The 20,442-nt window shown below is 67.0% G+C and carries 16 protein-coding genes; all 16 read right to left on the bottom strand.

The features are described 5' to 3' along the window. Positions 1–39: 39 nt before the first annotated feature. Entirely contained in the window at positions 40–1,779 is a 1,740-nt protein-coding gene (locus TZ53_RS15615; protein ID WP_044661873.1) for a hypothetical protein, read from the bottom strand. After that, entirely contained in the window at positions 1,779–2,531 is a 753-nt protein-coding gene (locus tag TZ53_RS15610; protein ID WP_044661872.1) for an FkbM family methyltransferase, read from the bottom strand. Before TZ53_RS15610 ends, TZ53_RS15615 begins: the two co-directional genes overlap by 1 nt. Beyond that, the gene (locus TZ53_RS15605) at positions 2,528–3,667 is read right to left on the bottom strand and encodes a glycosyltransferase family 4 protein (RefSeq protein WP_044661871.1); all 1,140 of its coding nucleotides are present in this window, start codon (positions 3,665–3,667) and stop codon (positions 2,528–2,530) included. Before TZ53_RS15605 ends, TZ53_RS15610 begins: the two co-directional genes overlap by 4 nt. Continuing rightward, positions 3,664–5,031: a pentapeptide repeat-containing protein gene (locus TZ53_RS15600; protein WP_229742631.1), complete on the bottom strand. Its 1,368-nt coding sequence runs from the start codon at positions 5,029–5,031 to the stop codon at positions 3,664–3,666. Before TZ53_RS15600 ends, TZ53_RS15605 begins: the two co-directional genes overlap by 4 nt. Positions 5,032–5,033: 2 nt before the next feature. After that, the gene (locus TZ53_RS15595; RefSeq protein WP_044661870.1) at positions 5,034–5,786 is read right to left on the bottom strand and encodes a class I SAM-dependent methyltransferase; all 753 of its coding nucleotides are present in this window, start codon (positions 5,784–5,786) and stop codon (positions 5,034–5,036) included. Between the two features lie 110 nt (positions 5,787–5,896). Then, complete coding sequence (locus TZ53_RS15590; RefSeq protein ID WP_044661869.1) at positions 5,897–7,042, bottom strand: glycosyltransferase family 2 protein; 1,146 nt, start codon at positions 7,040–7,042, stop codon at positions 5,897–5,899. Positions 7,043–7,045: 3 nt separating this feature from the next. Then, complete coding sequence (locus tag TZ53_RS15585; RefSeq protein ID WP_371873090.1) at positions 7,046–8,335, bottom strand: sugar transferase; 1,290 nt, start codon at positions 8,333–8,335, stop codon at positions 7,046–7,048. Between the two features lie 219 nt (positions 8,336–8,554). Next, positions 8,555–10,450 carry an XrtA/PEP-CTERM system amidotransferase gene (locus TZ53_RS15580; protein WP_044661867.1) on the bottom strand — a complete coding sequence of 632 codons (1,896 nt, stop codon included), beginning with the start codon at positions 10,448–10,450 and terminating at the stop codon, positions 8,555–8,557. A gap of 10 nt (positions 10,451–10,460) precedes the next feature. Further along, positions 10,461–11,981, bottom strand: a complete 1,521-nt coding sequence (gene xrtA, locus TZ53_RS15575; RefSeq protein WP_044661866.1) for an exosortase A — start codon at positions 11,979–11,981, stop codon at positions 10,461–10,463. Then, positions 11,981–13,210, bottom strand: a complete 1,230-nt coding sequence (locus TZ53_RS15570; protein ID WP_044661865.1) for a TIGR03087 family PEP-CTERM/XrtA system glycosyltransferase — start codon at positions 13,208–13,210, stop codon at positions 11,981–11,983. The genes xrtA and TZ53_RS15570 overlap by 1 nt, the downstream gene beginning before the upstream one ends. Continuing rightward, entirely contained in the window at positions 13,207–14,268 is a 1,062-nt protein-coding gene (locus TZ53_RS15565) for a FemAB family XrtA/PEP-CTERM system-associated protein (protein ID WP_044661864.1), read from the bottom strand. The genes TZ53_RS15570 and TZ53_RS15565 overlap by 4 nt, the downstream gene beginning before the upstream one ends. Then, positions 14,265–15,110, bottom strand: a complete 846-nt coding sequence (locus TZ53_RS15560) for an XrtA system polysaccharide deacetylase (protein ID WP_044661863.1) — start codon at positions 15,108–15,110, stop codon at positions 14,265–14,267. The genes TZ53_RS15565 and TZ53_RS15560 overlap by 4 nt, the downstream gene beginning before the upstream one ends. Positions 15,111–15,117: 7 nt before the next feature. Next, positions 15,118–16,353 (bottom strand): XrtA/PEP-CTERM system-associated ATPase, encoded by a 1,236-nt coding sequence (locus TZ53_RS15555; protein WP_044661862.1) that lies wholly within the window; start codon positions 16,351–16,353, stop codon positions 15,118–15,120. 30 nt (positions 16,354–16,383) lie between these two features. Continuing rightward, positions 16,384–17,970, bottom strand: coding sequence for a hypothetical protein (locus TZ53_RS15550; protein WP_044661861.1), 1,587 nt, complete (start codon positions 17,968–17,970; stop codon positions 16,384–16,386). Further along, positions 17,970–18,917 (bottom strand): P-loop NTPase, encoded by a 948-nt coding sequence (locus tag TZ53_RS15545; RefSeq protein ID WP_044661860.1) that lies wholly within the window; start codon positions 18,915–18,917, stop codon positions 17,970–17,972. The genes TZ53_RS15550 and TZ53_RS15545 overlap by 1 nt, the downstream gene beginning before the upstream one ends. A gap of 13 nt (positions 18,918–18,930) precedes the next feature. Then, complete coding sequence (locus tag TZ53_RS15540) at positions 18,931–20,442, bottom strand: XrtA system polysaccharide chain length determinant (RefSeq protein ID WP_044661859.1); 1,512 nt, start codon at positions 20,440–20,442, stop codon at positions 18,931–18,933.

The following is a 20,442-nucleotide window of genomic DNA, read 5'->3' as shown; positions in this document are numbered from 1 at the left end:
GTTCACTGCCGGCCGTTCAATGCTGGGACGACGACAGGATCAAAGCACAGCCCCCGCCGCGTTGAACGCTTCTTCCTCCGTTTCCGGCAGCGGCGGCTGGACCGGCTTGTCGCAGCCCTCTTCCTTCATATGCGCCCGCAGCGCGTCCATGCGCCCCAGATTCCATCGCGCCAGCGGTACGCCAAGGGGCCGGAACTCCGCGCGGTCGAACAGTTCCACCACATAATTCCTGCAGAGATTGTCCACCTGCTCGAGCGTCAGCATGCCGAGGTTCATCACCATCGGCTTGCCCGGCACGCCGTTGCGTCCCCGCACCAGGTCCGTCACGTAAAGCCCGCCGCGCGGGTCGACCAGCACGACATCGGCCCTGGAAGCGTCGATCATCCTGTGGCTTGCGGCATAGGGCGCGACGAAGCCGTGCGTCCGCCACACGAGAAAGGCGCTGCTGAGCAATGTTATGGCCGCGCCCAGGAACATGGGGCGCATGGCGCCGGTCCGGAAACGCGCCCAGCCAAGACCCGCCAGCAGGCAGAAAGGCCCGATGAAGCCATGGGCGTAGCGATAGCCCCAGCCATAGCCCTGCGCCAGGGCGAGGGCGCATCCGGCGAAGCAGCCCAGCGCCAGCGGCAGCGCGATCTCCTGCCCCCGGATCGCCTTGCGCCAGCGCATCGCGAAGACGCCCAGCGTCGCCAGCGGCACCATCAATATATTGTTCCAGGCGGCAAAGCGGCTGAGATTCACCAGCGGCTGCCAGCGGTCGCCCAACCGCTCGAACAGGCTGCCCACCTTGTCCGCCACGCCTGCGGAAGGACGCACGTCGGTCGGCTGCCCCAGCACATGCGTCAGGAAGGCCGGCCATAGCTTCGCCCAGACTATGACGATGGCAGCCAGCACGAGGATGTGGAAGATCGCGACCTTCCACCGTTTCCCAAGCAGCATCCAGAGAATGAAGGGCGCGATGAAGATCGGCGGGAAATGCCACTGGTGCAGCCCCGCCGCCGCCAGCGCGACCACCCCGGCGCTCAGATGCCCGATCAGCCCGCCGCGCAGCACCAGCGCCAGCCAGATCATGTTGAGCGCGAAATGCCCGGTCATGGCGTAGGGCGTCATCGCCGTGACCCAGAGCTGTGCCGAAGACAGGCCCAGCAGCATCGTCACCCAGACCGCGTCGGGCCTGTCGGGGAAAAGGTGCAGCGCCACCCGCCACAGCGCGAACAGCCCCGCCATCAGCAGCACCGGCCCGGCCAGATTCGGGTCGCCCAATTGCCAGAACAGCGCCTGGATCGCGCTGTTCACCGGCAGATAGGCCGCGGTCCAATAATCCGCCGCGCCGAAGGGAGAGAAAAATTCGGGCATGATCGCCCGGCGATAGGCCTCCCACTCCATCGGGATCGGGCGGGCCAGGAAACCCTCCCGCATATAGGCGGCGGCGAAGCGGGCGACCTCCTCGTCGCGGGAGATGGAATAGTCCTGGAACAGCCAGTAATGGCCCGCCCAGGCGATCAGGCCGAACAGCAGCACCAGCGGCACCATTATGCGCGCGCGCGGCGCAGGCAGGCGCCAGCCCAGACCCTCCGCAAAGGGGGCGGCCAGCGTCAGCAGCAGCAATGCGCCCAGAAGCGCCGGAAAATCCTGATCGAGGAACAGGATGACCGCCAGGCTGATGCCCTGCCTGTAGGTCACATGCCAGAGGAAGGTCGCGCCCAGCCAGAGCGTCAGCCCGATCGCGCCCGCAAGGAGCAGACGGGTGGCACTGATGGGGCGCAACCGATTGAACATCAGCCTTCCTGCGGCAGCAGCGCCCGATTGACGAAAATGCCGTCCATCTCGACCAGCAGGGGGAAATGCCCCTTGTTGTTGGCGAAGAAGGCGGAGGGGACGAAGCCATGCTCCGCCAGCCAGTCGATCATCGCGCGATAGCCGGTCCCGCCTTCATAGATCGGCCGGACACCGAGTTCGGTCTGCACGCCCGCCATGTCGTGGAGCGCATCGCCTGCGCCTTCGCAGACGGACAGGTCATGCCCCTGCGTATCCATCTTGAGAAAGGGTCGGGTGAAGCCATAGGCGCGCTTCAGTTCGGGCAGCAGGCTTTCCAACCGGCGGCATTGCATGTCGACCGAGCGCGTCACCCTGTTGCGTTCGGCGAAGATCGCGTCCTGTTCCCCGGACGGCGTCTTCAGCGAACTGAACTGGTCGGCCGCCATGATGTTGAAGCTCGCCATGCCGTCGAAATCCGACAGGGCCATGTTGAACACATGCCATTGACGGTCGGACGAGGCATTCCGTTCCAGTTCGGAGAAGATGTCCGGATTGGGTTCGAAGGACAATATCGTGCCGTCAAAGCCCGCATCCTTGCGCAGCATCGTCGCATATTGGCCCCGGTTGGCGCCGACATCGAACACGCAATCGACCGCGAAGGCGCTCAGGAAACGGCGCAGCGCCTGGATTTCCGGATATTGATGCACCCGTCCCGCCAGCGCCAGCCGCACCGCCAGCGCCCGGTTGCGCAGTTCCCGGACATGGCGGCTCATTTCCCGGTCACGCTGCGGTAGATGGCGATGGTGGCCAGCGCCATGTCCTTCCAATTGCCCATTGAATCTCCATAGGTGCGCGCACGCGCTCCCAAAGCCTGCCTGATGGCCGCGCTTTCTACGAGGGGCAAGAGGGCTTGCGCAAGCGCGGGTGCATTTCCCGCCGGGGTCCTGACGGCGACTTCCTCCGGCAGGCCGGCGAACATGCCGGCGTCCGACGTGACCATCGCCTTGCCATGGTGCAGGGCCGACAGGAAAGCGCCGCTGCTGTCGATATGCCGATAGGGGAAGACCAATATGTCCGCCTTCGCCATATGGGCGTCGAGCCGTTGTTCGGTGAGAAAAGCGAGATCGGCGATCAGCCGCTCGCCAAAGCCGGCGGCATGGACGCTGTCGAGCAGCGGGGCGATGTCCATGAACGGCTTGCCCGCCAGCACCAGTTCGAAACGATGCCCGGCGCTCCAGAGCGACAGGCACGCCTGGAGCAGCAGGTCGACGCCCTTATAGGGGCGGATCGTGCCGAAGAAGAGCAGGCGCGGCAGGACAGCGTCGGGCACCTGCGCCAGATCCTCCGTCCCGGCCGTCGCAAGTCGCATCGGCGGATGCGGCGTCACATGGATGCGTTTCGGATCGATGCCCTGCCGCTCCAGCGCGGTCCGCGTCGTCCCGCCATGGACGATCAGCGCGTCGAACATGTCGAGCAGGCCGCGATAGCCCCTGCCCTGCACCCCGGCGTCGGCATGATAGGCATCGGCATTGTGCACGGTATGGACCAGCGCGGTCCTGCCCTTCAACCGCCGCAACATGATCCGGTCGGCGGGCGCAAGCGGCAGCCATTGCATGTGCGCCACATCGGCCCTGGCCAGTGGGGTAAGGTCGCCCAGCGCGCAGCTGAGCCCATATTCCGCGGCCTTGAGCAGGCGGAAGGCCCGACCTTCGCCGATGCGCTGGCGCAGGGTCTCGCTCCGGCGGAAGAAGCGCGGCTCATAGCGATAGCCCTGCGGCACGATGGCATCCGTCTCCCGCATCGGTCGACCGAGCAGGGTGACCTCCACGCCCTCTGCCGCCATCGCCGCGCAGAGGCTGTCGTCATAGCGGCCGGTGAAGAGCGACGGATCGCACATCGCGACCTTCATGCGCGCTTCCCCATCAACTGGCGCAGGGAAAGGCCGTGGATGAATGCGGCGGCGAACAGGGTCAGCGTGTAGAGGATCAGGAACAGCAGGTCGAACCGCTCCGGCGCGAATATCCGGGCCAGCGGCACGCTGAGCAGCGAACCGGCGAGGAAGGGCAAGGACCGGCCGAGCAGCAGCGTGAACCGTCCCAGCGCGCCCTGCACATAGACGGACACGCAGATCAGGGCGAGCGCGAGCAGCGCCCCGCCGATCAGCAGCAGGTCGATCCGGTCGATCGCCGCGCGGCCGTCGAACAGCTTTGCGAACAGCCATTCGCCCAGCAGCAGCAAGGCCGCCGAAGCGGCGACCGCGAAGAAAAGCGCTGCGCCAAGCGCCCGCACCATCAACTGACGCAGCCTTACCCCGTCGCCTGCATGAAAAGCGCGGGTGATCCGGGGCAAGGCCGCCTCCACGGTCGCCCTGACGAGCATGGAAAGCGAGCGGGACATCTTGAAGAAAAAGTCGAAGATCAACATCGGCCGCGCGTCATGGGTCGCGGCGGCGATGGTGAAATAAGGCGCGTTATAGGCGAGGATTTCGGAAATGGTGAAGGCAGCCGATGCGCCGATGTCCCGCAGATAATGGCGCCTGACATGGCCGCCACCGACCCTGAAGGACAGCCAGTGCCGCGCCTCCATGCCGAGGCGCCGATGCACCAGGGCGATGGCATAGCCGATCACCGCTGCACTCACGCAAAGTTGCAGGGCGACGGAGACGCGCGGGTCCAGCCCTTGCAGGATGAACAGCAGCAGCGCGATGGTCATCACCCGGCGCAGGCAATCCAGCGCTTCCCAGAGGAAATTGCCGTCCACCGCCGCAAGCGCCCTTTTGGCGAGCAGCGCGGGCAGGTTGAGACAGGCGGAGAGGAAGAAGAGCAGGAACAGCAGCGGCATGCCCGTGCGCAATCCGCCCGCCGCCAGTGAAACCGACAGGATCGCCAGGCCGCCGACGATCAGCAGGCCAAGGAACAGGAACAGGACGCCCATTTCCTCCAGCCGGAATCCGCCCGCCCCGTCCTGGCCCGGCCCCAAATTCGCCGGCCCCAAATTCCCCGACCCCAAATTCCCCGACCCCAAATTCCCCAACCAATGCCGCCGCAGCCGCGCATAGACGATACTCGTCAGGCCGAACTCGGCGGAGATGGTGAAATTGCCGAACGCCACCAGCAGCAGGAAGGACTGGAACTCGCGCAGCGGCAGGGCGCGCACGAACACATAGGTGACGGCAAAGCCCCAGATCAGGGTCAGCCCGACATTGGCGAGCTTGATCAGGGCAAGGATGCGCGCCGACCCCTCCATCCGGGCAAGCGCGCTGCCGGGCGGCATGCTCACCGGGCGCCGGTCGCGAGCGGCTTGCGCGCGCGGAACAGCCTGTCGTCCAGCGCAAAATAATGCCGGGTATCGGCGTCGATGGCGCTGGCGTCGATCTCCTCCAGATCGAAGCCGGCGGCCCGGATGCGGTCGGCAAAATCCGGGCCATATTGGCGCACATGGTCCCATTGGCCGAAACGCCGTTCACGTTCGCGCGGAGGCATGTCGAAGCTGCCATCCTCAGTCGGCCTGTCCCATAATGGGACGATCAGCCAGGCTTCGCCGCCGGGCTTCAGCGCGCGATGGATGTTGCGCAGCACGGCATGATCGTCCGGCACATGCTCCATCACATGGCTGGCATAGAAAAGGTCGTAGCGGTCGCTGGCGTCGAGCGCCATCAGGTCGACGCGCCGCATGTTCGGCACATGGTAGCGGCCGGGATCGAGATCGGCGGGGGTATAGTCGGCGACAGTGGAGAAGCGGCGCACCAGGCTGCCTTCATTGGGCGCCATGTGCAGCACCGCGCCCTGTTCCGGCACGGTCAGCACATGGCCCACGATCAGATGGTTCATCAACCGTTCGCGCGGGGAAGCGCCGCAGTTCGGACAGCCCCATTCGGCATTGTCGCCATAGCGGAAAAACCCCACCACCGCCTGCCCACAGGCCGGGCAGGCCCGGTTCGCCCGCGCGCCCATGGCCTTGCGCACGGCCAGCATTGTCCGGGTCAGATGCTTGCCGGCGGCTTTCGCCACCCGCTGGAAAGTGATCACGCCTTGGCTCCAAAAAGCAGTTGGCACCGGCCTATACAATATGCCGCCGCTTTGGCGAGCGATTCCGTTGTGCGTGGCCCATCAGGCCCGACATCCCGCAAAGGCGGGAATCAGCGCGACTTGGCGGGGTTCCAGATAGTCACGGTTCGCCCCGTCATCGCCTTGGCCACGCCCTGCAAGGTCGCGAAATAGGCGAGCACGATGTCCACCGCCGCCGCGAAGGGTCCGCCCCTGGACCGCAGCCCGCGCCACAGGATGAATACCCCAGTCAGCCCGCCAACCATGTAGAGCATCGGGGAAATCCGCATCGCCAGCGTCCCCGCCGCGACGATCCCCGTCAGTATGAAGAGACCGCCGAACCATCGTACGATCTTGCGCGAGGCATATTTGAACCTGTCGACCCCGCGCATCCGTCGCAATTGCGGCCGCAAATGGCTGTGCGTATGCCAGGCGCGGGCGGCGATGCGCACCTTGCGCCGATATTCGTCGCCACGCGCCGCCACCAGCCGCTCCCGGGCGATCACGTCCTTCGCCTTCACCAGCCGCTTGCCGGCGAAGACCACCGCCATCGACACCGTCAGATCGTCCAGCACGCTGTCGGGAAAGTCGGGATAGAGCGCCCGCCGGATGGAGAAGATCGACCCGTCGGCCCCCAGCACATTGCCGGTGCGCGATTCCTCGTCCTTCAACCGTTCCTCGATCCGCCAGTAGAGCGACCCGACCGAGGCTGTGGCGCTTTCCCCATCGCCCATATAATGCAGGGACCCCAGCACGCCCCCGATGTCCGGATCGGCATAGCGCGCCAGCAGATTGTCGATGGCGTCGGGGTCCAGCATCACATTGGCGTCGGTGAAGATCAGCACATCGCCCTGCGCCCGCGCCGCCAGCAGCTTCATGCCATGCGCCTTGCCGCTGCGCCCCGGCCCGCGCAGCAGCGTCACCAGATCGCCCCGCGCTTCGATCAGCGCCGCCGTCTCGTCCGACGAGCCGTCGTCGAAGGCCAGTATTTCCAGCGCCGGATGGCGCGCCTTCAACATCGCCAGATTGGCCAGTTTTTCCGGCATCGCCGCTGCCTCATTATAAGCGCAGAAGAGCAGCGATGCGGATGGCGGCGGCCCAGCGGCCGGCTGCTCCGCCTTTGTCGGCAGCAGGCGCAGGATCAGGGGGTAGAAGAGAAACGGCCAAGCCACCGCCACCAGCGAGAGCAGCAGCGCCAGGGCCGCGATCAGGTCGATGCTGTCCGTCAACAGGCCCATCCCTCAATAGGCCTTGTGGTGCACCAGCACGCCGATGGTCGCGACGATGATGCGCAGGTCGCGCCAGATCGACCATTTGGTGACATATTCCAGGTCCGACTGGAGCCGGTCGATCAGGTCCTGATGATGGTCGGTCGATCCGCGATGGCCGCGCACCTGCGCCAGTCCGGTCATGCCCGGCTTGATGCAATGCCGCTCCCAATAGCGCTCGTCCACCTCCCAATAGAGGCGGTCGCCGGCCTTCGCGGCGGCCGCATGGGGGCGCGGGCCGACGATGCTCATGTCGCCGCGCAGCACGTTGAACAGTTGCGGCAGCTCATCGATGCTGGTCTGGCGCAGGAAACGGCCCACAGCCGTCACCCGATCGTCATCGCGCGCCGTCAGCTTGTCGGCCGTCCGGTCGCTCGCCTCCGTCCGCATGGAGCGGAATTTATAGATGTTGAACGGCCGGGCGTCGCGGCCGATGCGCGGCTGGCGGAAGATGATCGGGCCGGGACTGGTCAGCTTCACCGCCAGCGCCGCCGCGATCAGCACCGGGGAAAGCGCGATGGTGGCCGCCGTCGCGACGACGATGTCGAAGAACCGCTTGATCAGGCGGTCGCGGAACTGGAACGGCCCGCCCGCGACGATGATCGTCGGCTGACCGTCGAACTCGTCCACCCGCGCCGGGGCGAAGCGCAGCAGTTCCGGCACGACGATCTCGCCCCGCGCCGACAGGGACTTGAGCGCCACCGACCAGTCGTCCATCCGCTCCATCGGGCAGGCGACGATCACCCGTTCCGCCATGCCCACGGCGGCGGCGAGCCGCGCCGCCATGTCCGCGTCATGCCCCTTGGGCTGCAGGCCGGCTGCCCCAGCCTCGATCACATGCATGTGCGGGCCGGTGTCGATGGTCACGCCGTCCATGATGACCACGGTCAGATGCGGCACCTCGCCCAGCAGATGCGCGCCGAGCCGCCCGATGGCGAGTCGGACGGCCGCCACGCCAACTGCCGAAATGCCCAGGCCGACGATGAAGGTCAGACGCGAAAGCTGTTCCGCGATCTTCCCCAGATAGACGATCAGCAGCATCAGCATCGCCGCCTGCGCCAGCGCCATCAACCCCCGGAAAATGCCGCGCCGCAGATCCTCCAGCATATGGATGCCATAGGCGCCGCCCTGCACGCCGAGCAGCACGTAAAGCGGCGCGATCATCGCGAACATGACGATGCCGTGCGGCTTGCCCGGTTCGCCCAGCCATGCGCCCAGCACCAGATAATTGGCGAGCAGAAAGGACAGGAAAAGCCCCGCCATGTCCCCCAGCAGACACAGCAGGTACAGGCGCACCCGCAATATTTCCTTGGAGACTGTCACTTATGGACCCTGATCAGCTTGGCGTGTCCGCTCCGTTGGCACTGGTCGGAGCAGCTTTCAAGAGTTTGAATGGAGATCAACGGCTTCCTGCGAAGGCAGGAACCCGGCTCTGACCTTGCGATCGGGCTCCTGCCTTCGCAGGGGCGTGCATCGTCCGGATCAAAGCGCAAACAACCTTCCCAAAGCCTTGTCGAGCATCAGCAACTGCCACAGCAGCCGCCCATGATCGGCCAGCCCGGCCTTATGATCCGCCGCGATCTTGCCGAGCATCTTCGCGTCGAACCAGCCGGTCTTCGCCAATGCCGATCCTCCGGCGATCGCCGTAGCCTCGCCCGCCAGCGGTCCACGGAACCAGGCGCTGATCGGGGTCACGAAGCCCATTTTCGGGCGGTAGAGTATGTCCTGCGGCAGGAAAGGCTCCATCGCCTTCTTCATCAGATATTTGCCGCTGTTCCCGCGAATCCGTTGCGCCACGGGGAGCCGCGCGGCGAACTCGACCAGCCGGTGGTCGAGCAGGGGCTCCCGCGCCTCCAGGCTGACCGCCATGCTCATCCGGTCGGTCTTGGTCAGGATGTCGCCCGGCAGCCATATGCGAATGTCGGCATATTGCGCCCGGTCCAGCGGATCGCGCGCGGGCGCTTCCGCCATGGTCCTGATATAGCGATCTTCCGCCCGATAGGCGCCGAGCCGGGTCTTCATGTCCTGGCTGAACATCCGCTGCCGCAGCGCATGGGGCGTCACGCCGACCGATGCGGCATAGGCTTCCCCGCCCTCCCCCGCCAGTTCGAGCAGGGTCGATTTCGCGCGCAGGGGGCGGGGCGCCCAGTCGGCCTTGGGATACCAGCGGCCCAAAGTCCCGAACAGCGGTTGCCGCACCGAAGCCGGGATCAGCGAGCGCAGCCTTTCGCCCTGCATCTGGAACCGATGCCGCCGATAGCCGGCAAAGGCCTCGTCCGCGCCGTCTCCGGAGAGCGCCACCGTCACCTGCTCCCGCGCCAGTTCGCACACCCGGTAGGTCGGCAGCGCGGAAGCATCGGCAAAGGGTTCGTCGAAATGGAGCGCCAGCGTGTCGATTAGTCCATAATCATCGGGCGATACGATGCGGGTGCGATGGTCGGTGGCGAAGCGCCGCGCCACCCTGTCGGCATAGGCGGTCTCGTCCAGTTCCCTGACGTCGAAACCGATGGTGCAGGTCTTGACCGCCTGTTTCGACGCCTCCGCCATCAGCGCGACGACGCTGCTGCTGTCCACTCCGCCCGACAGGAAGGCGCCCAGCGGCACGTCCGCCACCATCCGGGATCGGACCGCCTGTCGCATCAGCGCGACGAGTTCCTCCTCCAGCGCCTCCGGCTTCGCCCTGCTGCGGTCGGCGAAGCTGACGTCCCAATAGCGCTGCGGCTGCGGCAGGGGCCGCCCGCGCACGATGCGCAGCGTCTCGCCCGCGCCCAGCTTGCGCACGCCTGCGACCAGGCAGGCGTCGTCGGGCACATAGCCGTAAGCGAGATAATCCTCGACCGCCGACAGGTCCGGCGCACGCCGCAATAGGGGATGGGCGAGCAGGCTCTTCAGTTCCGAACCGAAGATCAGGCTGCCGTCGGACAGCAGCGCATAATGGAGCGGCTTCACCCCCAGCCGGTCGCGCACCAGCCAGAGCGCCTGCGCCCGCGCGTCGAACAGGGCAAAGGCGAACATGCCGTTGAACTTCTCTACGCAGGCCTCGCCCCATTGGCGATAGCCGTGCAGGATGACCTCCGTATCGCTATGCGTGCGGAAGACGTGGCCCTTGGCCTCCAGTTCCGTGCGGACTTCCCGAAAATTATAGATTTCGCCGTTGAAGACGACGGCCAGGCTGTCATCCTCCGTCAGCATGGGCTGCGCGCCGCTGCCCAGATCGATGATCGAGAGGCGCAGATGGCCCAGCCCGACGCCGGGCGCGGTCCAGATGCCGCTGTCGTCCGGCCCGCGCCACGGCATGGCGTCCAGCATCAGCCCGACCCGCGCCGGATCGACCGGCTTGGCCGTTTCAAGGTGGAAAATGCCCGCAATTCCGCACATTCGAAGGGTCTTAGCGGGTTCGGAGGCTGCGGTCAGCCAAATCCTTCACATCGCCCAGATCATGGAGGAAGGCGGCGATGGCGGCGTCCGAAGGGCGGCCTGCCCGTTCCTCTGCCGAAACCATGATGGCGGCGGCGCGCTGGTCAGTGCCCAGCAGGCGCGCCTTCATCGTCTCCAGCTTGACGAGATGGGCGCTGCCGGTGGGCTGGCCCTTGCCGACGGCATAGAAGCTGACGACATGGCGCACGAGGCGGCCCGGGCCAGTGATCTGCTCGCCGCGCGCATTTTTGGGCGCGGCGGCGAGCTGCGACCAGGTCCATCCGCTGTCGGTGCCCGCCGCGCCCTGACCGAAGCCGACCAGTTCGCGCCCCTCATCCTGCCGGTCGAAGGTCGCAATGGCGAGGTCGACCACCTGTCCCTCCGCATTGCGGTATCTCGCCATGGCCAGATAATCGGCGCCGTCGAAGCGCGGCCGCCAGAGCGGGAGCGGCGGTTCGTCGCTTCGGACCCAGCCCTTCACCTCCGGCATGGCGGGTGCGCCGGGCAGAGGCTGGCCCACCGCCGCGCTCGCCGCCAGCCACAGGGGCGCGGCCACGATCATCGCCAGCGCGCCGCCCGCGACGGCGCCCGGCGAAGCATGGCCTTCATGGCGCAGATGTTCGGGATCGAACCAGGGATCGCCGGGCTGCCGGTCGAAAAAGGGCCAGGCCATCGCCATCACCACGATCATGATGACGGCGAAGAACAGCCAGCCATAGACCACATGATCGAAGCCCGCCGCCGCATCGATGGTGGTCACTTCCGCGACGAAGATGGTGGCGAAGGCGCGCACGCCGTTCGCCAATATCGATAGCGAAAGCGCGCCGATCATGAAGGCCACCCGCCGCTTCCAGCTGGTGAAGCAGACATTGCAGACGAGCAGGCCATAGGCCGTCATGGCGATCACGAACTTCGCGCCGGAACAGGCCTCCGCCACCTCGAAATAGCCATTGGGCGTGGTGATGAAGATGCCCTGCATCTGCGCGGGAATGCCGGTCAGGCCGAGCAGGATCATGCTGATATGCGCCGTCACCAGTTGCAGGGGCGCGACGATCTCCTCCCCGAAGGGCACCATGAAGAAGGCGTAGAACAGCGGAAAGAGCAGCGCCCGCGCCACGGCCGGTCCCAGCAGCGCGATGACCGAACCCTGCAACATCAGGATCAGCGCGCCATGCCGCAGCACGGCCACGCCCGCCGCCCCGCCCAGCATCCAGGCGAAAGCGCCCAGCCCCAGCCAGACAAGCCCCGGCGCCCAGGCGGATGGTTCCAGCCGGCGCAGGCCGGGCAAACGCTGCTGCACCAGCCAGGCGACAAGAAACGGCACGAACAGACAATGGCCATAGGTCGAGGCGTTCCACCAGATCGCCATCATGCCCAGCAGGTCGCGGTGGAACAGCGCCAGGATCGTGCCGGCGATGATGGCGAACGCCGTCAGATGGCCGCGCCAGCCGGACAGCTTCACCTCCGGCCGCATGGGAAGCGCGCCTTCCATCACGCGGCCCTCATGTCGGCGGCGCCCGACGATTCGAACAGCATGTCCGGCAGCTTCGCCAGCGTCGCGGACCAGCGGTAGCGCTCCTCCATCCGGGATCGCGCCGCATGGCCAAGGCGCGCGGCGCGGGTTGGATCGGCGAGCAGCGCAAGAAGCGTCTCCGCCTCCTGCCCCGGGTCGGCGGCGATCAACAGGTGCTCGCCATCGCGGGCGTCGATCCCTTCGCCGGCCTGGGGGGAGGCGACGACGGGCCGCGCCATGGCCATCGCCTCCAGCACCTTGTTCTGGATACCCCGCGCGATCCGCAGCGGCGCCACCACCACGTCCGCCGCCGCCAGCCAGCCGCGGACATCGGGCACGGCGCCGGTCACGATCACGCCGGGCAACGCCGCCAGCGCCTGCACCGATTTCGTGGGATTGCGGCCGACAATGGCGAAAAGCGCCTGCGGACAGCGGGCACGGATCGCGGGCAGGGTTTCGCGGGCAAAGCTCTCCACCGCCTCGACATTGGGGCGATAGTCCATTTGGCCGGTGAAGACGAGCAGCCGCCCGTCCGGCCGATCCACGGCGGGGAAATCCCCCGAGGGATCGAAAAAGTCCAGCGCGACGCCATTGTCGATGCCAACGATTCTATCGGGGCCCAGCCCGCTTTCGCGCCGGAACAGCGCGGCCTCCGCCTCGCTCACAAAGGCGCAGAGGTCGGCCCGTTCAGCCACCTTCCGCTCGAAGTCCAGCAGCATGCGCCCTTCGCGCCGGTTGATCCAGGCCATGGGGCCGGAGCCCTGCGCGCCATAAGCGGCATATTTGGCCGAATCGAAATCCACGAAATCCATGACGAAGCGCACCCCGTCCGGCAGCATGGGCACGAAATGCGCCATCTGCGCCGAATAGGTGACGACCGCCGCGATGGGCCGTTCCGCCAGCGTCTTCGCGACCCAGCGATGCAGATCGGGATGATCGAACAGCGACACCAGCAGGGGCTGCCCCTTCGCCAGCCCTTTGAGGCCCGCCATGATGCGCGAGCGGTCGCGCATCAGCACGCACTGGCTGGCTGTCAGCTTCGCCATGTCGGGGGCAAAGCCCATGTCCCGCGCGTCGTCGGCAAAGCAGCCGACATGGACGGGCGCGACCTCCGCCATCCGCTCCAGCAGATGATAGGACCGGATCTTGTCGCCCCGATCCGGCGGAAAGGGGATGCGATGGCAGAGGAAGAGGATGTCCCCCCTCACCCCAGCCCCCGCGCGATGAGCGGTCCGATGAGGTTGGCAACCGGCAGGGGCAGCTTCTTCCAGAGGTCGATCCGCCGCTGATAGTGCGGGCTGTTGGGATCGATGTCCCGCCGCTCGCCCGTGGCCGACCAGCTATGATAGGAAAGGGGCACGGGGTCGAAGCCGAAGCTCTTCTTCCACGCCGCCTGTCCGCTGCCCGTCTTGGAACGGCCGAAGTCGAAGACGCGCATGCCCCGCGCCCGGCCATGACCCATCAGCCGGAAATACATGAGTTCGTTCGACCGCAGCCGCCGCGCATCCGCAATGCCGCCGCCCCAGAAGGGCATGACCCGCCCCTGATGATAGAGGGTCAGCACCGCCGAAACCGGCCGTTTCCCCTCATAGACCGCCAATATGTCCGCATCCTCGCCAAAGGCCGCCAGCACTTCGCGGAACAGCCGTGCCGGGAAGACCGGCGTGCCGAGATTGCGTACGCTTTCCGAATAGACGCGGTAATGCGCCTGTCGATGCCGCGCCTCCCGCCCGATCTCGACGCGCAGCGCGTCATTGGCCAGCGCCTTGCGCAGCTCCGCCCGGTGCTTGCGCGGCACGGCGAGCAGTTCCGCCTCATCATCCGCCGCAATAGGGCGCGCAAAGCCCAGATGGCTGCCCTCATGCAGCGCCCAGCCCCTGCCCGGCGCCGGACCGCCACGGATTTCGACCGAGGCGATGCCGCCGTCCCGCGCCATGCCCTCGCAGGCTGCGGCCAGAGCAGGCACCGCCGCCGGATCGCTGGCGAGAATCCCGCCGTCGACGGCGAAGCCCGACGACACCAGAGCCTGCCCGAACAGGGCGCTTTTCACATGATGCAGCGGCAACAGCCCGGTCATCTCCCCCGAAGGCGCCACGGCGGCCAGCATGTGCGCCCGATTGCCGGTCCCTCGCTCCACGCCCGTCAACCAGGCCGGCCGGTGGAAGGGCGTCCCCGCCGGATGCGCCATCACGAATTTATCCGCCGCGCTCCGCTGCGCCGGATCGTCGAGGTCCAGCGTGGTGACGAGCATTTCCCCCGCCATCATGCCGCCCGCTCCGCTTCCTGCGCCGCCAGCGCGTCCACGCGGGTCCATGAAAAGTCCCGCGTCAGACGACGCAGCTTGGCCGCCATGACCGACAGATTGCTGTAATGCCGAACCCGTGAGCGCAACGGCGCGCCCTCGACGCGCGGCTGGCCGGGGTCGATCTCCCACGGATGGAAATAGATGATCGCCGGCCGCCCATCCCGCTGGTTCACCTGCCGGATCGCCCAGCGCGAAAAACCATAGGGCAGCAGCCGGAAGAAGCCGCCGCCGCCTGCCGCCAGCGTCCGCCCTGCGAACCTCGCGGTGGTCACGGGCAGTTCGACCAGCGGCGATCCCTTGACCGGCCGCCAGGCGAAGCGCGGCGTTTCGGGCCATCCGTAATGATCGTGCCGGATCGGCGCGACGCTGCTGGAATAGGCATAGCCTTCCTCCGCCAGCACTTCATGCGCCCAGGGGTTGCGCCGGTCGATGGAAAAGCTGGGCGCGCGATAGCCCGTCACCGCCTGGCCGGTCGCATCCTCCAGGATCGCCCGCGACCGGCGCAGGTCGGCGCGGAACTGCGCCCCGTCGAAGGTGAAGACCCGCTTATGGTCATAGCCATGGCTGGCGACCTCATGCCCCGCCGCGACGATGCGCCGCATCAGCGCCGGATAGCGCTCCGCCACCCAGCCAAGCGTGAAGAAGGTCGCGCTGACCCCCGCCTCCTCGAACAGCGCCAGCACCGCATCGGTGTTGCGCTCGACGCGATGGGTCAGGCGCGCCCAATCCTCGCGCCGGATCGTGCGCTCGAAAGCGCCGACCTGGAACCAGTCCTCGACATCGACGGATAGGGCGTTCAGCATGGGTCCGTCAGGCGGCGGCGCTTTGCTGCGTTTCGCCCAGCCTTTCCTCGCGCTCGACCCATTCGACCAGCAGCGTCAGCACCCGGCGCAGCGCCGTGTCCTGCTCCGTCACGCGGAACTCCAGCGTGGAAAGCCGTTCCTCGACAAGGGCGAAGCAGTCCTTCAGCGCTTCGGGATCGACGCTCGGCGCGCTGCGGGCAAAGTCGTTCTCGGCCCGAAGCGTGTCGATCTCCGCCCGCAGGGAAGCGATCTCGTCGAGCAGGTCCGCGGCCGGCCCCGGGCTGGCGGCCCGCAGCGCCTCCACCTCGGCGCGCAAGGACGCAACCTCGTCGGAAACCCCGGGGTCGGCCGCGAACGGCACGGCAGCAGGCATGTCCGCCAGTTCCCCGGCATCGTCCAGCACGCTGCGCGCCATCGGTTCCGGCGTTACGTCCGCGTCCGCGCCCATGTCGTTCACCACCGCATAGACCACTTCGGCATCGATCACCGAAAGCTGGTCGAGCGCGCCCAGCAGCAGCACGCGGCTGACCAGCACGTTGATCCGGCGCGGCACGCCGCCGGTCGCGGCATAGATGGCGGCGAAAGCCTCCGGCGTGAATTGCGGATCGCCCTGCCATCCGGCCAGCGACAGGCGGTGCAGTATATAGGGTTCGACCTCCCGCCGCATCATCGGTTCCAGATGATGGGTGGCGATCACCCGCTGGCGAAGCTGCTCCAGTTCCGGCGATTTCAGCAGGTCGCGAAATTCCGGCTGGCCCAGCAGGAATATCTGCAACAGCGACTGCCCGCCCAACTGGAAGTTGGACAGCATCCGCAATTCCTCGATCGCGGAAATAGGCAGGTTCTGCGCCTCGTCCACGATCAGCAGCGACCGCTTGCCCGCTCGCGCCTGCGCATGGAGCCAGCCCTCGATCTGCTTCAGTATCTGCGCCTTGGGCATGCCGTCGACGCCCAGGCCGAAGCTCTGCGCGGCAAGGCGCAGCATGTCGTCGCCCTCCACCTGGGTCGAGACGATCTTCACGGCCGTCAGGCGCGACGGGTCGATGGTGTTCATGAGGTGCCCGACCAGCGTCGTCTTGCCCGCGCCGATGTCGCCGGTGATGACGATGAAGCCTTCTCCCTGCGCAAGGCCATAGCCCAGATAGGACAGCGCCTTGCGATGGGTCGCGCTCTCGAAATAGAAATGCGGGTCCGGCGTCAGCTGGAACGGGCGTCCCTGCAATCCGTAGAACTGGTCGTACATGACTATCTCTCCACCCGACGGGGCATTGGCTTAAAATGTGTAGCGAAGGCCAAGCTGGCCCATGGCGTTGATGACGGCGTCCAGATTGTCCGCCTTGGCACTGTCGACGCCGACCGAGGCGGACGCCTGCAGATTGCGCGTGACGAGCCGGTAATAGCTGGCGAAGGCGCCCAGGTTCAGCACGTCCAGCCGGTTGCCGCTGGCGTCGAAATAATTGGCATAGACGGCCGTATCGATGCTCGACTGGCTGTCGACGCGATAGGTGAGCGAGGCGTTGCCGTACCAGTTCTGGTCCCGCGTGCCGCGCACCAGCACCGTCTCACCCGAAGGCGTCACGAACTTGCGTTGCGAATAGCCAAGGCCGACACCCATGCCCCAGGGCCCGCGCTCCGCCGCGAACTGGGCCGCCACGCCGCGATAGCGGAAATTCGCCCCCGTGACCCCGGCCAGCGCATCGTTGAAGCACTGCCCGCCCCCGCTGGTGGAGAAGGCGCAGCCGGTGAAGTCGCCGGTGAAGGGATTGCGCACGATATTGAGGTCGCTGCCCGAAAGCGCCGCCACATCGGAAGTGATGACGCGCCCGAAGCTGTCGATGCCGTCGAACACGACCAGGGCGAACGACTTGTCCCGGCCCTGCCAGATGAAGCTGCCCGAATAGGTCATGCCGCCATAGCGTTCGCCCACCCGCGCGGTCAGCGAGGTGCGGTGGCTCGGCCGCCAAAGCACGCCGACATCCCAGATGATGTCGTCGAAATCATAGATGAGCTGGCGAGGCGAGCTGTCGTCGGTGACGTAGCGGCCGCTGGAGGAGATTACCGGCACGCCATTGCCGTCGAGCAAGGGCGAACGCTGACTGATCTCGATCTTCTCATAACCGATGCCGCCGATCAGGGCGAGCGTGGGGGATACCGGCAGGGTGGCGTCGAGCCGCGCCCATTTGTCCTCGAACCGCTGGTCGAGCTGGCTTGCATCCTCCCGGCTGTAGCCTGCGCTGGCGACGAGGCCCAGCGGCATCCACACCCCCGGCCCGACGCCGACGGAACCCATCAGGTCATGGGTGGTCGATTCCGCGAAGCCATTGCCCAGAGGCACACCGGGGAAATCGACATTCACGTCATCCTCGACCCGCGCATAGCCGAGCCGGTAGGAGGCGCTGATGTCCAGATCGCCCAGCCGCGTGACATAGGACGGGCCGACATAGCCTGCATAGACCTGGCTGCTATAGCCGTCATTGCGCACCGACGCGCCCGAGAACCCGTCCGTGCGGACCCGCGTCGCCAAGCCGCCTGCATTCAGCGACAGCCCGCGCGCGAGGCCATATTGGCCGCTGACGATCCCGCTGATGATGTCCTGATCGCTGAGGTCATCGCCCCAGCCGAAGCTATGTGCATATTGCAGGTCCGCAGCGGCTTCCAGCCGCCGCGTCTGCACGCTGGCGGTCACGCCCGCGGTGACGTTGGTATAGGTCAGAACGTCGCCGCCGCCCTGGATCGGCGCGACCACGACCTGGTCGATGCCGAGATAGGGCGTGACGTCGACCTTGCGCTGCTCGTCCCGCGCAAGGGCGGGCGAGGCCAGGGCGATCCCCGCGAGAAGAAGGGCTAGGCGAGAGATCATCAGCCCGCATGCTCCCCATCATGGCCCTGCGCATAATAGCTGCCGAAACGCCGTCCGCCGCTGGCGAAGTTCACACCGTTCAGGAGCAGCTTCACCTTGGACGCGCCCTTGAGCAGTCCGGCCGCATCGCGCAGCGCGCCTTCCGTCGTCCTGTCCGCCCGCACCACCAGCAGCGCGACGGCGGCGTGGCCGGCCAGCACAGCCGCAGGAGAAGCGGCCAGCAGGGGCGGCGAATCGAACAGGACGATGCGGTCGGGCCGTCCCTCGGTCAGGCGGCCCAGCAGCATTTCTGTCCGCGCGGAGGCCAGATATTCGGTGTCGTTGTTGCTCCGCTGTCCGGCCGGGAGCACGGAGAGAGAGGGAATGTCGGTGCGCAGCACGCAATCCTCGATGGCAATCGCCGGATCGGCCAGCGCGTCCATCAGGCCCGGCCCTTCGGTCAGCCCCAGCGCCTGCGGGATGCCGGGCTTGCCGAAATCGGCGTCGACCAGCAGGATTTCGCGATCCTTCTCCGCCGCCAGGCTGAGCGCCAGGTTGATCGCGCAGAAGCTCTTGCCCTCCCCGCTATGGGCGGAGCAGACCAGCACCCGGTTGCCCCGCGCATTGCCCGCCAGTTCGGCCAGCAGGTCGCGCTTGAGCAGCCGGAACTCCTCGCTCATCGCGGTGACGGGGCCGTCGGGCAGCAGATAGCCCGCCTCGACCAGCGCGATGCGGTCGATCGGCTGTACCGGCCCGGTCCAGTCCGGCGCGCGATAGCCGGGGACCGGCGTTTCGGGGACCGGCGTTTCGACGGCGGCGGGCGCGGGTTGCGCGGCCTCCACCACGGGTTCGCCCGCCGGAACTTCGACCGCGGGCGCCGCGCGCCCGCGCAGGGCCGCGCTGAAATCGTAGATTTCGGTCGCCCGCTCGATCAGCGATCCGCCGGAAAGGGACTTGTGCCTGTTCATATCCGGTCCCTCCTCAAGCCAGCCCGCGCTGGACGAATTCGATGACGATCAGCAGCAGGCACAGCGCCGCGAGGCCGCCGCTGGCGCCTGCAAACCACTTCATCCGCTGCCTCTCCATCGCCTGCTGCGCCGCGCTGACGGTCTGGCTGATCGATCCGATCACGGAGACGCCCAGCGCCTTTTCCAGCCGCGCCGCATTGGGAAAGCCGCCCTTGAGCTGCGCCACGGCAAAGGCCGTGCCGATGCCCGCGCCCAGCCCCAGGATCAGCACGCCCAGCAGCAGCAGCGGCCGGTTTGGCGCGGCCGGAGCGGTCGGCAGGCTGGGCGGATTGATGACGCGGAACTGGACCGATCCGGTTTCCGACTTCACATCGCCGCGCAGACGGATTTCCTCGCGGTCCGCCAGCATCTTGTCATATTGGGTCTTGAGCACCTGATAGTCGCGGTCGAGCCGTTCCTGCTCGGCGGCGAGGCCGGGTTCATCCGTCTGGCGCGAAGCCATGGCGTTCAGGTCCGCCTGCAACTGCGCCTTGCGGGCGGAAAGCCCCTGCACCGTGGCGGCGCGTTCCGCCTGCATCGACCTGATCGAAAGATAGGCGGGATTGGGCGTGCTGCCCGCGCTGCCGCCGCCCTGCCCGCGCAGCAGGTCCACCTGCCGCTGCGCCGCGATCACGTCGGGATGGCTGCTGGTGAAGCCCCGCGCCCGCATCGACGCAAGGTCCGCCTGCGCCTGGGCCAGCGCCGAAGGCCCGTCCGAAGCGCCGACGCCCGGCAAGGTCTGCGGCGTGCCCGCCAACTGGCCGTTCATCGCCGCCAGCGCGCTTTGCGCCTGCACGAGTTGCGAATCGATGCTGTTGATCTCCGACCGGGCGGCGTCCATGCGCTGGCCGATCGATCCGGCGCCCGGCAGCATGCCCGCATAGCGCTGCTCGAACTCGACGCGGCGCTGTTCGGCGGCGGCAAGCTGCTTGCCCCGCGCCGCCAGTTGCTGGTCGAGGAAGGCAAGGCTCTGCCGCGTCTCCACCTTGTCGGAGGACAGGTTGGTTTCCTGGAAGATGTCGACCAGCTTCTGCACGATCTGTTGCGAAATGCGCGCATTGGCACCGTCCGACAGGCCGGAATCGGCCCATGTGGCGCTGATGTCGATCATGCTGGGGTCAAGCTGCGCCATCACGGTGATGGTCTCGCGCAATCCGGTGATCTTCGCCGCCAGGTCGCGCGGCCCGTCGACCGTCCGGTTGAGATCGGTCTCCTTCACCACCCGTTCCAGATTGGCCGTGCTGGCCAGGGTCTGGCGCACCCTGTCGAGGTCCTGTTGCGCCTGGACCTGGGTGATGCCCACCTTGTCCTCCAGCAGTGACTGGGTGTTCACATAGACCCGCGCCTTGGATTCATAGCTGTTGGGGATGAGCGCCACGCCCAGCCAGCCAGCCAGGCACACGCCCCAGGCCACGCCCAGCGCCAGCCAGCGGCGGAGCCAGAGGCCATGCAGGATGACCAGCAGTTCGTCGACGAGAGCCGCCAT

Source organism: Sphingobium sp. YBL2 (genome assembly GCF_000943805.1).
In the GTDB taxonomy this organism is placed as follows: Bacteria; Pseudomonadota; Alphaproteobacteria; order Sphingomonadales; family Sphingomonadaceae; genus Sphingobium; species Sphingobium fuliginis.
This window is presented reverse-complemented; position numbering and strand designations above follow the sequence as displayed.

Bases quoted from the DNA above. Each gene is read 5' to 3' on its own strand.
- TZ53_RS15615 (WP_044661873.1), bottom strand. From the start codon at position 1,779: ATGTTCAATCGGTTGCGCCCCATCAGTGCCACCCGTCTGCTCCTTGCG.
- TZ53_RS15610 (WP_044661872.1), bottom strand. From the start codon at position 2,531: ATGAGCCGCCATGTCCGGGAACTGCGCAACCGGGCGCTGGCGGTGCGG.
- TZ53_RS15605 (WP_044661871.1), bottom strand. From the start codon at position 3,667: ATGAAGGTCGCGATGTGCGATCCGTCGCTCTTCACCGGCCGCTATGAC.
- TZ53_RS15600 (WP_229742631.1), bottom strand. From the start codon at position 5,031: ATGCCGCCCGGCAGCGCGCTTGCCCGGATGGAGGGGTCGGCGCGCATC.
- TZ53_RS15590 (WP_044661869.1), bottom strand. From the start codon at position 7,042: ATGGGCCTGTTGACGGACAGCATCGACCTGATCGCGGCCCTGGCGCTG.
- TZ53_RS15585 (WP_371873090.1), bottom strand. From the start codon at position 8,335: ATGGCGGGGCTTTTCCTGTCCTTTCTGCTCGCCAATTATCTGGTGCTG.
- TZ53_RS15580 (WP_044661867.1), bottom strand. From the start codon at position 10,450: ATGTGCGGAATTGCGGGCATTTTCCACCTTGAAACGGCCAAGCCGGTC.
- xrtA (WP_044661866.1), bottom strand. From the start codon at position 11,981: ATGGAAGGCGCGCTTCCCATGCGGCCGGAGGTGAAGCTGTCCGGCTGG.
- TZ53_RS15565 (WP_044661864.1), bottom strand. From the start codon at position 14,268: ATGATGGCGGGGGAAATGCTCGTCACCACGCTGGACCTCGACGATCCG.
- TZ53_RS15560 (WP_044661863.1), bottom strand. From the start codon at position 15,110: ATGCTGAACGCCCTATCCGTCGATGTCGAGGACTGGTTCCAGGTCGGC.
- TZ53_RS15555 (WP_044661862.1), bottom strand. From the start codon at position 16,353: ATGTACGACCAGTTCTACGGATTGCAGGGACGCCCGTTCCAGCTGACG.
- TZ53_RS15550 (WP_044661861.1), bottom strand. From the start codon at position 17,970: ATGATCTCTCGCCTAGCCCTTCTTCTCGCGGGGATCGCCCTGGCCTCG.
- TZ53_RS15545 (WP_044661860.1), bottom strand. From the start codon at position 18,917: ATGAACAGGCACAAGTCCCTTTCCGGCGGATCGCTGATCGAGCGGGCG.
- TZ53_RS15540 (WP_044661859.1), bottom strand. From the start codon at position 20,442: ATGGCGGCTCTCGTCGACGAACTGCTGGTCATCCTGCATGGCCTCTGG.